The organism is Mesorhizobium sp. ES1-6 (assembly GCF_020164775.1).
In the GTDB taxonomy this organism is placed as follows: Bacteria; Pseudomonadota; Alphaproteobacteria; order Rhizobiales; family Rhizobiaceae; genus Mesorhizobium.
This window is the reverse complement of the sequence record NZ_JAIUGU010000026.1, coordinates 1-17410: the sequence shown is the minus strand read 5'-3', so window position 1 is coordinate 17410 and position 17410 is coordinate 1. Positions and strand designations below refer to the sequence as shown.

Here is a 17410-nt window from a genome sequence, read left to right as displayed (position 1 = left end):
CGACGTGACGACATGGAAGCTCGTGGCCGGCGTCGACGGTCTTCTGCACGAGAGCGAGGCCGGCGTTCTGATCGGTGAGATCACCGCCCATTACGGAACAGCTTCGTCGGACATCTCGTCAATCTACGGCGTGGGCTCGATCGCAGCCACCGGCTACGGCGTCGGCGGCACGCTGACCTGGTACGGCAGCAACGGCTTCTATGTCGACACCCAGGCGCAGGCGACCTGGTATGACAGCGACATCCGTTCCGCCACGCTGGGCACCACGCTGGCCGACGGCAACAACGGCTTCGGTTATGCGCTGAGCATCGAGAGCGGGCAGAAGATCGCGCTCTCCAGCAAGTGGTCGCTGACCCCGCAGGCGCAGCTTGCTTATTCCGATGTCCGCTTCGACACGTTCACCGACCAGTTTGGCACCAGGGTGTCGCCCGGCAGCGGTGACAGCCTGGTCGGCCGTCTCGGCCTGTCGGCGGACTACGAGGATCAATGGACGGATGCCGCGGGGCAGGTCAGCCGTACACACCTCTACGGCATCGCCAACCTCTATTACGACTTCCTCAACGGAACCGATGTCGATGTCTCTGGCGTGAAGCTCGTCAGCCAGAACCAAGCGCTGTGGGGTGGTATCGGCCTCGGCGGCTCGCTGGATTTCGCCGACGGCAAATACGCGGTCTTCGGCGAGGCGATCGCCAAGACCAGTCTGGAGAAGTTCGGCGACAGCAACTCCATCGGCGCCAAGCTGGGCTTCAGCGTGCGCTGGTAGGTGAGAGATTGCGGCAAGCTGCATCTGGGATGGCCACAATGCAGCGGCGATTCACGCCCGCGGATCAGTGTTTGATAGAACGGACAAAAACATGAATCGGAAGAATTGGGGTAGAGGCGTCCTGCTGGTGGCCACCGCGCTGCTGGTCATGGGCTTTGCCATCTCGGCGTTCGCGCAGGAGGCTGGGCTGCCAGGGGGAGCAACTTCGCTGAGGGAGGGGCACGGCGACTGGACGGTGTCTTGCAACATCACGACGCAGAACGGCGCGGCGGCAAAGGCCTGTGCGCTGTCGCAGGAACAGACGGACGCGCAGTCGCGCCAGCGGGTGCTGGCTATCGAATTGCGTCCCAACGGCGAGACTGCCCAAGGAACGCTGGTGCTGCCGTTCGGCCTCGCGCTGGACCAGGGTGTGACGCTGCAGATCGACGACGGCGCCACGCTGCCGCCGCTCCGCTTCCGCACCTGCCTCCCCGGAGGCTGTATCGTCGACCTGAGCTTCGAGGGGAGACACCTTGGCGGCTCTGCGCAACGGAACCAGCCTCAAGGTCAAGGTCGTCGCCGACGGCGGCAAAGAGACCAACCTCGCCTTGTCGCTCAAGGGCTTTCCCAGCGCGCTCGACAGGACAGCCGCGCTGCTGAAGTAGCCATGGGCGGGTCAGCGGGTAAGCTGTCGGGGCTAAACGAAAGCTTGCCCTCGTCATTCTACCGCAAGGAACATCGCGAAATGTACAAGCGAGACCGCATCAGCAACGCCCGGGAAACCGTATTGGAATTTCTTGCCTGCTTCTGGCCAAGCATCGTGTTCACCCTCCTGTTGATCCCGCTTTCGTGGTGGTTCTCGTGAACGACGCTTGGCGGCGCCCGACAACTGCCAGGCACAGACGGCCGTCAGGCATGCGTTTAGATGCCTGTGTGACGCCCGCAAGGTGATGACGCGTGTGGAGTTCACAGCCTACGTGCGGGAGCACGTCGATCAGCTTGGCGGTCGAGGCTTCGCACTCGACATTGGCGACCTTATCGTTGAGGCGGCTACCGTTGACTAGATCTGCCGCCGATCGGCACCCGGACGAGGGGCATATCTTTGGTCCTCGAATCACAACGCCTGCCAGCACTTCATACGGCGAATTCTCGCGATCCCCTGGTCTCTTTGGCGTGGCGACCCGCAAAGGAGCCGACGCCGTGGCAGGCAGATCCTGGAATTCAAACAAGAAGACCCGCTGCACCAGCAGCGGGTCGTCTTTTATCAGACTTGGCCCTCACCACGACATGCGGAAGCCCACTGTGCCGTATAGCACATGGCTATTGCCGAAGTTCTCCAGGCCGGTCTTGGCCAGCGCCTCCCCATAGAGCGAATACTTGTCGTCGGCCCAGCTGTAGGTGCCGCCGATGCCGACACCACCCCATAGAGCCTGGTTCTGGCTGACCAGCTTCACACCTGAGACATCGACATCGGTGCCGTCGAGGAAGTCGTTGTAAAGGTTGGCGATGCCATAGAGGTGTGCGCGGCTGTACTGGCCCGCGGCATCCGCCCACTGATCCTCGTAGTCCGCCGACAGGCCGAGCCGCCCGACCAGGCTATCGCCGCTGCCGGGCGACACGACCGTGCCGAACTTGTCGGTAAATGCGTCGAAACGGACGTCGGAATAAGCAAGCTGCGCCTGCGGGGTCAGCGACCATTTGCTGGACAGCGCGATCTTCTGGCCACTCTCGATGCTCAGCGCATAGCCGAAGCCGTTGTTGCCATCGGCGAGCGTGGTGCCTAGTGTGGCCGAGCGGATGTCGCTGTCGTACCATGTCGCCTGAGCTTGGGTATCGACATAGAAGCCGCTGTTGCCGTACCAGGTCAGCGTGCCGCCAACGCCGTAGCCGGTGGCTGCGATCGAGCCCACCCCATAGATCGACGAGATGTCCGAAGAAGCCGTGCCGTAGTGGGCGGTGATCCCGCCGATCAGCACGCCGGCCTCGTTTTCATGCAGCTGGCCGTCGACACCGGCCTGGAGCCTCCAGGTGGTCACGTCGTAGTCGGTGCCGGTGGTCGAGGTCTTCGGATCGAGCTTGGCGTGTGCCGCCTCGATGCGCGCCCAGATGGCCTTACCGTCGACCGGACCCTGGCCGGGGACATCGGCCCCTTCCGGCGTCGCACCCTCGCCCCATGAGCGGTTGCCGACGCGCTGCTGCAAAGTCCCGAGTTCATTGAAAGTCTGCAGCACGCCTTCATAGGCCTCGTAGAGCGGCGCACTCGGCGCGTAGAGCGGGCCTGGCGGGTTGCCGGGTGTGGTAAGCGCGGAACGCAGGTACCAGTCGCCGTCATCGGGCGTACTCACGCCATTCTGGTAAAGCCGGTAGGCATAGGCGCCGCCGATCACGGCCTGGTCGCCCTGGAAGACGTAGTCGCCGAGCAGATGGAAGCTGCCCGAGGAGTCCGTGCCATCGACATTGACGATCTTGATGCCTTCCTGAGTTTGCGCACCGAGGCCGCCAAGGTTGGTCACCATTACCGACGTGTTGCCGGTGCTGTCGCCGTCGATCTGCAGGAGATCGGTGTCGGAGCCATCACCGCCCAGCACCGTCTGCAGGTGCAGCACCCCATTGGAGCCCAGGTAATTGCCCCCGACCGTAAAGGTGTCGCCGGCGCCGGTTCCGCCATTGGTAAGGTCAACTAGGCCGGCATTGCTGAATGTGCCGTGCTGGCCCTGGGTGAATGGCACCACGCCAAAGTTACCGCCTCCGGCCAAAAGGGCCGAGCTTGAATCGATGGTGAAGTCGCCGGTGCCCGTTCCTGTGTCGCCCAGGACGAAATTGCCGTTCAGCGTGAGTTCTGAGCCATTGATGAGCTGGGCCGTTTCCCAATTCTGGTACTGTGCCGCCCCTACTGCTGTTGTGGCATCAAAAGTGAGAGCATCGGTACCGAGTCCGCCATTCATTACGGTGGTCCCGACGGTCGCTTGCGTGAGACCGCGCAGGATCGCGCTGTCGTCGTCAGCACCGAAGTCGGTGGCGAATATCGTGCCACCGGTCCAAAGCATGCCATCGGCGCCGGCGCCGAAGCTGGTCGTCCCTGTCATCGTGCCGGCGCTGAGGTTCAACTGATCGACCGTTGTGGTCCCGTTGGACAACACGACGTTCCCGACAATCGAGCCGGCCTGCTGATTGATGATGAGGCCTTTTGTGGAGTTTATCGCTTCTGTCGTGCCTTGGATAAGACCATCGTTGGTCAGCGTGAGTGCGGTGCCTGGGGCACCGCTTATAGAAATTGCGGTGACATCGCCGGTAATCCGTCCGGACGCCTCGTTAACAATGCCTCCGGTTACGGTGTCAACGTTTAAGAGAGATAGTCCGAAGACTGCCCCGGTCATCGTGTTGCTATTCAAGATTTGACCAGCGACAGTCCCGACATTTTCGATAGCGATTGCGCTCGCACCCTGAACGGTGCCGCTATTGTTGATGTCACCAGAGAAGGTGGTCAGGAAGTCGATGCCAATTCCATAGTTCGACGCGCTGGTTATCGTCCCAGAATTGGTGATTCCGCCACTGAATGTGCCTCCACTAACGTGAACAGTTCTGCTGACGGACGAACTCATGTTCCCGCTGTTGGCAACCCCACCGCTGAAGTTGGAGTCAACGATCGAGACAGCCCGCTGCCCGCCGCCTATCGTTCCGCCATCATTATTAATGCCGCCCGTTACGGTCGCATTTCCAATAGAGATGGCCCAAGAACCGGCGCCAGTTGTCATAAATCCTGTATTGTGGATGCCACCATTTAAACTACCACCGGAATCAATCGATACGGCCCCAGAAGCGCCGTTCAGCGTTCCTGCGTTCACAATTCCACCATTCACGACAGAGCCGGCTCCGGTAACATGGGCGCCGATGAAGCCGCTGACCGAGGCTCCCTCGGCGTTGGTGATGCCGTTCTGCACCGTCGCACCTGAATAAACGCCCATCCCCACACCGGCGACAGTTATTGTCCCCCCATTGGATAAGCTTCCGACAGTCGCTCCCTCAATGGCACGCATGCCGTGCCCAGTCGATGAAATGGTGCCGCTATTATCGACCGCACCGGTTACTGTCGAGGCCTGTACAAGGATGCCTTCGCCGCCAACGTTGAGGGTTCCGGCGTTGATGATGCCGGTGGCCGAAGAACCTGCGGCAAGACGAATGCCGTTGATGCCACCCGTTAGCGTGGCATTTGTCTCGTTGGTGACCGCGCCAGCGACAGTAGAGCCCTCGATGAGGATGCCCTCCACGCCGCCGGCGAGAGTGTTGGCGTTAGTTATGCTTGCGGCTGAAGCGCCTCCCGAGAGGTGGATGCCGTAAGCGCCGGCATCGATCGCGCCGGTGTTGCTGATAGCGCCCGTGACCGCCGAAGACTGTACGACAATAGCTTCGCCATTGACGTCGAGCGTGCCGGCGTTGGCGATGCTGCCAGCTGAGGAGCCCGTCACCAGACGAATGCCGTTGAAACCGGCAGTAATGGTTGCGTCGGCTTCGTTGGTGATAGCGCCAGCGACAGTCGATCCAACGACGAGGATGCCTTCGCCACCAACATCGATAGTTCCGGCGTTGGCGATGCTGCCGGCCGAGGAGCCATTGGTCAAATTAATCCCGGTGCCGTTCGACGTTATGGTCGCAGGCGCCTGATTGGTGATTGCGCCGATGACAGTCGAGCCATCAAGGATAATGCCGGTAGCGCCACCACTGAGGCTGTTGGAGTTGCTTATGCTGCCGGCTGAGGCTCCGTTGGCCAGGCGGATGCCGTAAAAGCCACCGCTAAGCGTGCCGCTGTTGCTGACGGCGCCCTGAACGGTGGCGCCACCAACAAAAATGCCCTCGACGCCGGTTGCTGTCCCCTGATTCTGGACATTGCCCGAGATGATGGTGGTCAGCACCGGATCGTTGTCGATGATGCTGATGGCCTGGCCGGGCGCGGTCAGCACACCCGTTGGCGTATTGGTGACATCGCCGCTGACGTCACTGTTCTCGACATTGATGCAGTCGGCCGCTCCGGAATTGCTCACCGGGCCTGTATCTGTATTGACCACATTCGGACCCGTGGCGCACGCGGCCAGGGCCTCACCATGACCAATGACAAGCGCGCCAGCCGCTGCCGCCGCCAGAAGCGCGAGTTTGCGCCGCCGGATCACACAATGGGAATCCGGAGTGTGCTCGTTAAATGCTTTCATTCTCTTTTGCCCTGATCAGTGCGCCCGACCACGCAATTAACATCGGGCACGCCCCATTTAGGTGCAGCCTCACCCTTTGCTGTGAAACCGCACGCCACAATTTACGATCGTATAGTCGATCTGCTAAACAGCAATAAACCGGCGCGACAAACCGCTGATATACTTAATGAATTGTGGACTCTCGCGATGAGCAACTTATTAGCCAGACATAATGAAGATCAGATGCGCAATGTCACCAAACGCGATCTTTTGATCTTGCTGGCGGCCACACCCCTTGGTGGCAATGACCCAGCTCCTTCGCCGGCCGAGCGCCACCGCCGACGCCGTAGACAAGGTCGACCGGCTCGATGTCGAAGCGGCCGAACAACTCACGGATATGCGCCACGCCGTTGATCGACATGATGAACCCTCGGGCAGGCCGGCGAGCGTGATGGAACCGGTGCCTGGGTCACCCGGATCGTCGCGAAGAGCGAATCATGCCGGCGATCCTCGGCGTCCGACCGCTGAGGGCGCTCTGCTTTATGTCTGCGATCGAGGATCCGTCGTGGTTCAAAGCGGACATTCCGAGTTGCAAAGGTCAGGTCGAAATTGCCTCGGTGGTGGACATTCGACGTCGAGCTCCCCGGCAGACGGACCGTCGATCAGGACTGACCGGTCCAGTGCTGTTGTTGTTGACGTTGATTGGGGGATTGCAGCGCAGAAATGCAGCGCTCCAGCCGCTCCAGCCGCGCCTTATAGTTCTGCAGTCGACAGCCGACCTCAATGAGCCTTCGTCGCTTCGAGGCCGTCCTCACAACCAGCAGTTCCTGTTGCAGCCGCGCGATTTCCTCCCGGAGTAGACGGGCGTCAGCAAGACGCTGTTGCAGGATCCAGCTTCGACCGTGCATTCTCCCTGATCGTCCGGCTGCTTTGATTGAAGCTTCTGATGTTGCTGCTGTTCCGTGGAAATTGGCTGGGCGCAGATCGGACTGTCGCAACGTCGCGTCACCTTCTTAGTCTTTGTCGCCCCGGGTCCAACGCAACCTGTTCGTCAACCCCCCTGCCGAACTTTTACATCGTCGCGCGCGCTAACTTCGGGCGTTCCCGGCAAGAGGCGGCCTGTTATATTAGTTACTCTAAATAATCAGATCAGTTCGAAAGTGCTTTGCCCAGCGATTCGGGTGTATCAGCTTTCGGTGCTCCTTAGGGGAAAGGAGGTGCGTTAGCTAAAAGCGATACTGTGGCGTTACGGATACGGTTACTAAACACATCGACTGCCGGCTCTCTTTTTTCGTTGAACTTTAATCCTCATGAGGTAACGCTAAGGGTTAGCGGTGAATCGGGGGGCTGATGCGACAGGTTGAATCTGCCTTTCGAGCGGGACGGGCGGTCACGCAGCAACTCCCAAGCGGAACCCAGCGCCAGTCGAAGGAAAGTGTAGGTGAAGGCAAGGCGTCAGGCTGTCGGCCGGCGGCCGCCTTCTCGCATTTCCTGCGGGGCGGCCGCATGACTAAGTGGAAGGGCCAAGCGGCGAGCTTTGCACCAAATCTGGTGCACCTCGTCTCTGCCACAGCGCTCTTGTCTACCGTGCTTCTGGGGGTGGCTTCTGGTCCAGCGTCGGCCGCGGACCTTTATTGGGACGCCAACAATACCGGCGTCGGCCTCGGCGGGGCCGGAACGTGGGACACGACTTCTTCCACGTGGAATACGACCGGCAATGGCGTGGCCGGGCCATTCACGATCTGGAACAACGCGGCACTAGACGATGCCATCTTCCAGGGAACAGTTGGCACGGTGACACTCGGTGCGCCGATCACGGTGCACAACCTCACCTTTAATACCGCCACCTACACCATTGCTGGAACCGGCGGTAACACGCTCACCCTGGCCGGTGCGTCTCCCACCATTACCGGCGCTGCCACGATCAGCGCGGTCATCGCCGGCACGGCGGGCCTCACCAAGGCTGGTGGAGGTACATTGACCCTGTCGGGCAGCAACACCTTCACTGGCAACGTTAATATCAATTCTGGAGCGCTGTTCGTCAACGCGAATGCGGCGCTGGGCAATACGAGCAACATCGTCAATCTGGCCAACGGAACAACCCTGAGTTCCAGCGGATCGCTGACCGGACGAACGGTCAATCTCACTAGCGGTCAAGGAGCTGTCAGTGTTGCCGGCACGGGCTCCGCCCACTTCACCGGAAGCGGCGGCCTTAGCGTCGCCGCCGTGGGCAGCACCGGCTCAATCACTCTGAGCGACAACACCAATAATTTTACCGGTGCTGTAAGCTTTGCAGTAAATAATGCAGCGGCGGCCTCTTTCACTTCGGTAGGCAACATTGGAGAAGCCAGCGCGCTGGGTGCCGGGAACACGATCAGCCTCCAGGCCAACACGGGTGTATCGGCGCTCAATTACACCGGAACCGGGGATACTTCCAACCGGAACTGGCAGATCACCACGGGTGTCGGATCGCCGACTGCCTTGATCCAGAATCTCGGCAGCGGGACTTTGACGCTGACCGGCAATATGGCCGCGACGGGTAATGTTGCTGTCGCATTGTCGGCCGCCAACGCTGATTTGCAGGCGCTGGGTGTCCTCAGCAGTTCGACGGCCAACACGTTCAGGTTCATCGCGAGCAGCAATGGCACGATAACGCTCGGCGATGCCAACAGCTTTGCCGGTGCTGTTTCGATCGAAAGCGGCATCGTGAAGGTCGGGACATTGGCCGCTGGAGGGGTGAATAGTTCCCTTGGCGCGGGTACCAGCATTGCGTTCACGAACGGAACCCTCAGCTATACAGGTACGGGCGCAACCAGCAATCGCACTTTGTCGATCGGCGGCACGACAAGCACGATCCGGAACGACGGCTCCGGAGCACTGACGTTCAGCGGAGCTACGTCCCTCGCGGGCACCCTGACGCTCGGTGGCAGCTATACCGGTGCGGACAACACGATCTCCGGAATTGTCTCCGGCAGCGGCACCTTGGTCAGCAGCGGCGATGCCACCTGGGTGCTGACCGGCGCGAACACGCGCAGCGGCGCCATCACCGTGAATGGCGGCACGCTGCGCGCGGGCAGTGCTTCGGCTTTCGGCACAGTGACTAACGTCACGGTCAACGGCGGCACTTTGGATCTCAACGGAAACAACCTGGCGCCCGTCTCGCTCGGCGGCACCGGCGGCACGGTGGCGATGGGGAACGCCAATCTCACCCTCAATCTGGGCTCGGGCGTCAGCAACAGCTACGGCGGCAGCATCGCTGGGGCCGGCGCCAGTCTGACCAAACTGGGCGCCGGCACACTAACCCTGACCGGAGCCAGCAGCTATACGGGCACGACGACAGTCGGCGGTGGCACGCTGGCTCTCGACTTCTCACCGGCGGCAGGGCCGACCAGCAACATCATCTCGGCTTCTTCAGCCCTGGTCATGAACGGCGGAACGGTCAAGGTCACCGGCGCCGCGGGTGAAAACAACGTCCAGAGTTTCAATGGCCTCACGGTTACGACGGGCAACAACACGGTGAGCGCCACTTCCGGAATCGGCGGCAGCATGACCGTCAATCTCGGTGCCATCACCCGCACGGGCGGCCTTGCCAATTTCGTGCTGCCCAATGCCGGTACGATTACCGCGGCCGGACCGGATCGGGCGCTCGGCGGCTGGGCCACCGTCAACGGGTCGGATTACGCCAAGGTGGTCGGCGGCAACGTCGTTGCGTTCACGGTCGGCGACTATGTCAATCAGGATGATGCGAGCCAATGGCAGGCCAATCAGATACTGAGCGATGCCGACGGCGCAGACACGCCCTTCTTCAACACCGTAGGGTCCAGCATCCAGATCGGCGGCCTGCAATATACGGCAGCGGCCAATTCCACGGTCACCGTAGCGGCCGGCCAGACCCTTGGGGTAGACGGCACGATAATCGTCGCCCCTTCTGTAACCGGGGGAAGCCAGACGATCACCGGCGGATCGATGACAGGCACGCTCGGCGGCGGCGTGCTGGGTATCCAGCAAAACGGTGGTGGCACATTCACCATCGCCTCGACCATTGTCGACAACACGGGTGCTGTCGGCTTCAGCAAGGCTGGCACCGGCAAAGTGGTGCTCACCGGCAGCAACACCTATACCGGCGCCACCACCGTTAGTCAGGGCACACTCTCGATTAATTCGGTTGCCAATGCCGGATCTGCCAGCGCGATCGGCGCTGCCTCGGCAAATTCGTCCAACCTGGTAATCCAGGGCGCGACGCTGGAATATACCGGCGGGACGACCTCCACCGACCGCGGCTTCACTATCGCCCGTTCGGGCGCTGCTACCTCGGGCACGATCTCGGTCACCAACGCTGCCAGCAACTTGACCTTCTCCGGACAGGTGGTGAGCCCCGACGGCGCCAACTTCGTCAAGGACGGGGCGGGCACACTGACGCTTGCTGGAACCAACAGCAGCTATACCGGCACCACCACGGTCAACGGTGGCACACTTGGCGTCACCTCGCTCGCCAACGGCGGCGTCAACAGCTCCATCGGCGCCTCCACCAGCGCCTCCGCGAACCTTGTCCTGCAGAACGGCGGCAAGTTGGATTATCTCGGTGCGACAGCGACAAGCAATCGAGGCTTCACGCTGGCTTCTGCGGGGGAGATCGGGGTAAGCAACGCCTCCACCACGCTGACGCTAGGGGGCGCGGCTACAGGTCCCGGCCGTCTTACGAAGACGGGTGTAGGAGCGCTGGTCCTTGCAGGCACCAACGACTACACCGGCGGCAACTCCGTTACCGCTGGCATCCTGCGGGCGGGCTCCACCAGCGCTTTCGGCTCCGGCCCTGTGGACGTGGCCACCGGCGCAACGCTCGACCTTAACAACTTGGGCAACACCGTCGGCGCGCTCGGTGGCACGGGCAGTGTGACCTTGGGCACGGCGCGGCTTACGATCATCGGCAATGGCGCCACGTTTAGCGGTATAATCAGCGGCGCCTCTACAGGCGGCGTGACGTTGACCGCGGGGACGCAGACGTTCAGCGGATGCAACAACACCTACAGTGGATCCACAGTCCTGCAAGGCAGCAGCGTATTGAACGTCGGTTGCCTGGCCAATGGCGGGCAGCCAAGCGACATCGGCACCTCAAACAACGCCTCCACCAACCTTGTCTTTAACACCGGCGCACTGAACTATACTGGCGGCACCGTGACGACCGATCGCGGATTCCAGCTTTTGGGCGGTACCGGGGCCGTCGGCGTGGCGAATGCGGCGACGACGTTGACGTTTGGCGGCCAGGTCGTCGGGGGCGGCGTCCTGCGAAAGGATGGTGCGGGAACGTTGATTCTGTCCGGCAACAATATCTATACCGGTGGAACAATCGTGACCGCGGGCGCCCTGCGCGCCGGCTCGACCAGCGCATTTGGCTCGGGCGGCATGACTGTTAACGCCGGCGCAACTCTGGATCTTAATGACCAGAGCAATACCGTTGGCGGCCTCGCGGGTGCCGGCAGCGTGGCTCTTGGGTCTGGCACGCTCACCCTTAGCAATGGCTTGAGCTTCAGCGGCTCGATCGCTGGCGGTGGCGGTTTGGTCAAGAGCGGGCTTGGCACGCAGACGTTGTCGGGCTGTAGCAGCAGCTATGACGGCAGTACAACGATCACCGGCGGCGTGCTTGCGGTCACCTGCCTGAACAATGGCGGCGTCGCGAGCTCAATCGGTGATTCAAGCGCTGCCGCAACCAACTTGGTGCTCGACGGCGGCACCCTGCAATATATCGGGGCGGTCGGCAGCACGAACCGGCAGTTCACGCTGGGCAGCGGCGGTGGCAGCCTTGACGCTTCGGGCAGCGGCGCGATCAATTTCACCAGCACGGCGGCCGTCACCCTCTCGGGCGCTGGCAATCGCACGCTGACGCTGACCGGCACCAATACGGCCAACAACACGCTTTCGGCCCGCATCGACAACCCGGCCGGCGCCACCACTGCGCTGACCAAGACCGGCACCGGCACCTGGGTGCTGAAGAACGGGGCGAGCACCTATACAGGCGTCACGACAATCAGTGGCGGCGTGCTCGCCGTCGATAAGCTGGCCGATGGCGGCCATGCGAGTTCGATCGGCCAGTCGACGAACTTAGCCTCCAATCTCGTGATCGGCAGCGGCTCGACGCTGCGCTATACCGGCGCCGGCGACACGACTGACCGCCTCTTCACCTTGCAGACCGGCGTCAGCTTCATCGAATCGTCCGGTACCGGCGCGGTCGTTTTCAGCAATACAGGGTCGGCCGCCTACACCGGAGTTGGCAACCGCACGCTCGCGCTGGGCGGCACCAACACCGGCCTCAATACGATGGGCGGTACCATCATCGATGGTCCCGGCGGTACGACCACGGTCGCCAAGAATGACACCGGCACATGGGTGCTTACCGGCAACAACAGCTTCACCGGCAACACCGTCATCAATGACGGTAACCTGATGATCGGCAATGGCGGCACATCGGGCAATGCCGGCGCCGGCAATGTCATCGTCGCCAACGCGACTTCGACATTGTCATTCAACCGCAGCGATACGTTCGCTTTCGCGGGCAATCTGAGCGGCGCGGGCAACATTGCCCAGATCGGCACCGGAACGACCAGGCTGACCTCTGCTATCGACAGCAGCATCGGCGGCACGACACGGGTCGATGCCGGCATGCTCGAGCTTGCGAGCAACCTGACGAACGCCGGCACCGTGGTGAACGCGGGCGCGCTGCAGGTCGACGCTGGCAAGACGCTGACGACGCCGACGCTTGCGATGAATGCGGGCTCAACGCTGACCGTCAACGGCACGGTCGGGGCGACCGCCGGCGGCACGTCGGCGATCATCGGTGACGCGGGAGCGAGCACGATCACAATCAACACTGGCGGCACGTTGCGCGGCAATGGCGATCTCGGTGGCGGCAGCGACGTCGTCAATGTGAGCGGGACGTTGAACACCGGCGCCGGAGCGCTCAATCTGGGCGCCGGCAACGACACGCTGGCGCTCAATGACGGCGGTGCGATCACTGGAACCGTCAATGCGGGCACCGGCGGCGAGACGGGTGCGGGCGACACGCTGCAGGTGGTCACATCAGCCGGGCGCACACTCGACGGCGCCAGTGTCGGCGGGTTCGAGACGCTCGAGAAGCAGGGCCCGGCCACGCTGACGCTGACCGGCAATCATGGTTATAGCGCCGGCACGACGATTTCGGGCGGGACGCTCCAGGTCGGCAATGGCGCGGTCGCCGGTTCGCTGGCGACGCCGACCGTGACGAACAACGGCACACTGGCATTCAATCTGAACAGCAATTACAGCTTCGGGAGCGCGATCTCCGGCACCGGCGGGGTGAACAAGCTCGGCACTGGCACAACGACGCTGACCGGCACCAATACATTTACTGGCCAGACCAACGTCAACGCCGGCACATTGCTGATCGACGGCAACCAGTCCGCCGCGTCCGGCCCGACCAACGTCGCCAGCGGCGCAACGCTGGGCGGCAGCGGCATCATAGGCGGCAGCGTAACGGTCGCCGACGGCGGCACGCTGAGCCCCGGCGACGCGGGCAATGCGCCGGGAGTGCTGACCATCAATGGCGGGCTCAACCTCAACAACGCCTCGGCGATCAATGTCAATTTCGGCCAGGCGGGTGTGCCTGGCGGAGCACTCAACGACCTTATCAATGTCGGCGGCAACCTGACACTGGACGGCACGCTCAACGTCACACAGACGGCGGGGGGCAATTTCGGGCCGGGCGTCTACCGTATCATGAACTACAACGGCGCGCTGACCGACAACGGGCTCAACGTCACCGATCCGAACTATTTCGTGCAGACCTCAGTGGGCAACCAGGTCAACCTGGTCAATTCGGCGGGTCTGGCGTTGAGCTATTGGGACGGGGATGCAGGTCCCCATTCCAACGGCGCCGTGAATGGCGGCAACGGCACCTGGCGCGCTGCCGGCGACCAGAACTGGACGGACTCGGCCGGCCTCTTCGCCGCGCCCTTCGCCAATGCGAGCTTCGCCATCTTCCAGGGTGCCGCGGGCACCGTGACGGTGGACAACACAAATGGCGCGGTGCAGGCCGTCGGCATGCAGTTCGCGACAGACGGCTATCTGGTGCAGGGCGCGGATATCGGGCTGGTCGGCCCGCAGTCGATCATCCGCGTCGGCGACGGCACGCTGGCGGGCGCTGCCTATGTCGCCACGGTCGCTGCCAACCTGACGGGCAGCAGCCAGCTGGTGAAGACCGATGCCGGCACGCTGGTGCTGTCGGGCACCAACAGCTACAGCGGTGGCATCGCCATCAATGGCGGCACGGTTCAGATTTCGGCGGACGGCAATCTCGGCAACGCTTCCGGCGGCCTGTCGCTCGACGGCGGCACGCTGCACACCACCGCCACCATCAATTCGGCGCGCGCAGTGACGCTCAATGTGGGCGGCGGCACTTTCAACACCGACGCCGCGACCAGCCTGGCGCTGAACGGCGTCGTTGCAGGGGCAGGGACCCTGACCAAGACGGGCGGCGGCACGCTGGTGCTCAGCGGCGCCAACAGCTATCAGGGCGGCACCGCGATCAATGGCGGCACTGTCCAGGTCAGCGCCGATGCCAATCTCGGCAATGCAGCCGGCGCTGTGACGTTCGATGGCGGAACTCTGCACCAGACCGGATCGAACATGGCGTCCGCACGAAACGCAACGCTCAACGCCGGCGGCGGCACAATCGCCGCCGACGGTTTTCTGGAATGGTCCGGCACGATCGGCGGGAGCGGCGCACTCACCGCGGGCGGTCCCGGATTTCTGGCCCTCAGCGGCGACAACACTTATACCGGCGGCACCACCATTGCGAGCGGGGTTCTGCAACTTGGCAATGGAGGCACCACGGGCTCGATCCTGGGCGATGTCGTCGATAACGGCAATCTCGGCTTCGATCGCTCCGACACCTATAGCTTTGACGGCCTGATCTCCGGCAGCGGTCAACTCACACAGGCTGGAACGGGCACCACGGTGCTTACGGCCGACAACAGCTATAGCGGCTCGACAACGCTAATGAGCGGCGCCCTCTTCATCAATGGCGACCAGAGCGCCGCAACCGGCGCAACCTCGGTCTTCGCCGGCACGCTGGGCGGCAATGGTATAATCGGCGGCGATGTAGACGTCTTTCCGGGCGCTACTCTGGCGCCCGGCGACGTCGGCACCACGCCCGGCACGCTTACCATCAATGGCCGTCTTCGACTGTTCAGTGGCTCCAACCTCGACTACGCCTTCGGTAAGGCCGGCGTGGTCGGCGGTGCCTACAACGACCTCACCGTCGTGCATGGCGACCTGACGCTCAACGGCGCCATCAATGTCACCCAGTCCCCCGGCGGCAATTTTGGTCCCGGCATCTATCGCGTGATCAGCTATGACGGCACGCTGACCGACAACGGGCTGGACAGCAACTCGCCCAGTCACATCGTCCAGACCTCGGTCGCCGGCCAGGTCAACCTCGTCGACATCAGCGCCATGACGCTCAATTTCTGGGATGGCGATGCCGGTCCCAAGAGCAACGACGCAGTCAACGGCGGCAACGGCATCTGGCGGGCGGCCGGCGATGACAACTGGACCGGGCCGGACGGCGACATCAATGCCGCCTTCTCGAACGGCAGTTTTGCCATCTTCGCCGGCACTGCCGGTACGGTCAGCGTCGACAACATCAACGGCCAGGTGCAGGCCGCGGGCATGCAGTTCGCCACCGACGGCTATCTCATCCAAGGCCAGAACATCGAACTGCTCGGGCCGCAATCGACGATCCGGGTCGGAGACGGAACCTTGCCGGGTGCGGGCTACACTGCGACGATCGCCTCCGTGCTCCAGGGCAGCTCGCAACTGGTCAAGACCGATCTCGGCACGCTGGTGCTGAGTGGCACCAATACTTATGGTGGCGGTACCGCCATCGAGGGCGGCACGCTGCAGGTCTCGGCCGACGCCAATCTTGGCGATGCGGCGGGCGCGCTGTCGCTCGACAATGGCGCTACGCTGCAAAACACCGGTGCCTTCAGCTCGGCCCGCGACGTCACCCTCAATGCGGGTAACGGCACATTCCAGACCGATGCCGACCTCACGCTGTCGGGCCTGATCGCCGGGGCCGGCGGCTTCACCAAGACGGGCAGCGCGGCGCTGACGCTGACGGGCGCCAACAGCTATGCCGGGCCGACCACGGTTGCGGCGGGTGGCCTCTATGTCGATGGCGACCAGAGTGCTGCAACCGGGCTGACCTCGGTGCAGATCGGCGCCACGCTTGGCGGCAAGGGCAAGATCGGCGGCAACGTCACGGTCGCCGACGGCGCCACGCTATCGCCGGGCTCCGCCGACGGCACGCCAGGCACGCTCGCCATAGCGGGCGACCTCTCACTCTCTGGCGGCTCGATCCTGAACTATTCCTTCGGTCAGGCCAATGTTCCCGGCGGTTCGCTCAATGACCTCACCACGGTCGGGGGCAATCTCGTTCTCGACGGCACGCTCAACGTTTCCGTGTCGGCCGGCGGAACCTTCGGTCCCGGCATCTACCGCGTGTTCGATTATAGCGGCACGCTGACCAACAACGGGCTTGCGATCGGTTCCATTCCGTCGACGGACTACTTCGTCCAGACCTCGGTCGATCACCAGGTCAATCTCGTCAACACGGCTGGGCTCAACCTGAACTACTGGGATGGTGACGCCGGTCCGAAGTTCGACGGCACCATCAATGGCGGCAACGGCACCTGGCAGAGTTCCTCGGGCAATGACAACTGGACCGAACAGACAGGCCTGATCAACGCCGCTTATTCGGACGGCGCCTTGGCCATCTTCGCAGGCACCTCCGGCACGGTGACGGTGGACAACGGGCTCGGCCAGGTGACGGCAGCCGGCATGCAGTTCGCTACCGACCGCTATCTCATCCAGGGCGGCGGCATCGGCCTCATCGGGCCACAGTCGACGATCCGGGTGGGTGACGGCACCAGCGCCGGCGCAGGCTTCACGGCGACGATCGCCTCGGCGCTCAGTGGCGACACTCAGATCGTCAAGACCGATGCCGGAACGCTGGTGCTGACCGGCACCAACAGCTACACCGGCGGTACGGCGGTCAATGGCGGCACGCTGCGGGTCTCGGCCGATGCCAATCTCGGCGATGCGGCGGGCGGGCTCTCCTTCAACGGCGGCACGCTCAACACCAGCGCCAGCTTCGCCAGCGGCCGTGACGTTGGCGTTCTCGGCCAAGGCACGCTTGCGACCGATGCCGGCACCACGCTGACCCTCAACGGGGCGCTCTCCGGCGCCGGTGCATTGACCAAGAGCGGAGCCGGCACGCTGGCGCTGACGGCCGACTCGTCCGGCTTCACCGGCACCACGGCGATCGGCGGCGGCACGGTCAACGTCTCGGGCAGCCTGTGCGGCGACGTCAACGTACTTTCCGGCGGGCGCCTCGAAGGCACCGGCACGGTCTGCAATACCACCAATGCCGCGGGCGGTGTGATCGCCGCCG

General features: G+C 63.0%; 6 protein-coding genes and 1 pseudogene. 4 read left to right on the top strand and 3 right to left on the bottom strand.

The genetic code is table 11. The features are described 5' to 3' along the window. The 3 genes and pseudogenes from LB564_RS31400 to LB564_RS31605 form a co-directional block, all read left to right on the top strand. Nucleotides 1-763, top strand: a 763-nt coding sequence (locus LB564_RS31400; protein ID WP_224542910.1) for an autotransporter outer membrane beta-barrel domain-containing protein, incomplete at its 5' end; no start/stop codon positions are given. A gap of 91 nt (nt 764-854) precedes the next feature. Continuing rightward, a pseudogene (locus tag LB564_RS31610) lies at nt 855-1208 on the top strand (invasion associated locus B family protein); the annotation flags it as partial. A gap of 67 nt (nt 1209-1275) precedes the next feature. After that, complete coding sequence (locus tag LB564_RS31605) at nt 1276-1407, top strand: invasion associated locus B family protein (RefSeq protein WP_263493422.1); 132 nt, start codon at nt 1276-1278, stop codon at nt 1405-1407. A gap of 612 nt (nt 1408-2019) precedes the next feature. On the opposite strand, the gene LB564_RS31390 is transcribed toward LB564_RS31605, so the two are convergent. The 3 genes from LB564_RS31390 to LB564_RS31380 form a co-directional block, all read right to left on the bottom strand. Then, on the bottom strand, nt 2020-5946 hold the full coding sequence (locus LB564_RS31390; RefSeq protein ID WP_224542909.1) for an autotransporter outer membrane beta-barrel domain-containing protein: 3927 nt from the start codon (nt 5944-5946) through the stop codon (nt 2020-2022). A gap of 232 nt (nt 5947-6178) precedes the next feature. Beyond that, nucleotides 6179-6346, bottom strand: a complete 168-nt coding sequence (locus tag LB564_RS31385; RefSeq protein ID WP_224542908.1) for a hypothetical protein — start codon at nt 6344-6346, stop codon at nt 6179-6181. Between the two features lie 241 nt (nt 6347-6587). Next, a complete protein-coding gene (locus tag LB564_RS31380) occupies nt 6588-6923 on the bottom strand; it encodes a hypothetical protein (RefSeq protein ID WP_224542907.1) in 336 nt (111 codons plus the stop codon). 508 nt (nt 6924-7431) lie between these two features. Between LB564_RS31380 and LB564_RS31375 the strand changes: the two genes are divergently transcribed. Next, the coding region (locus tag LB564_RS31375; protein ID WP_224542906.1) for an autotransporter-associated beta strand repeat-containing protein at nt 7432-17410 on the top strand (9979 nt) is incomplete at its 3' end.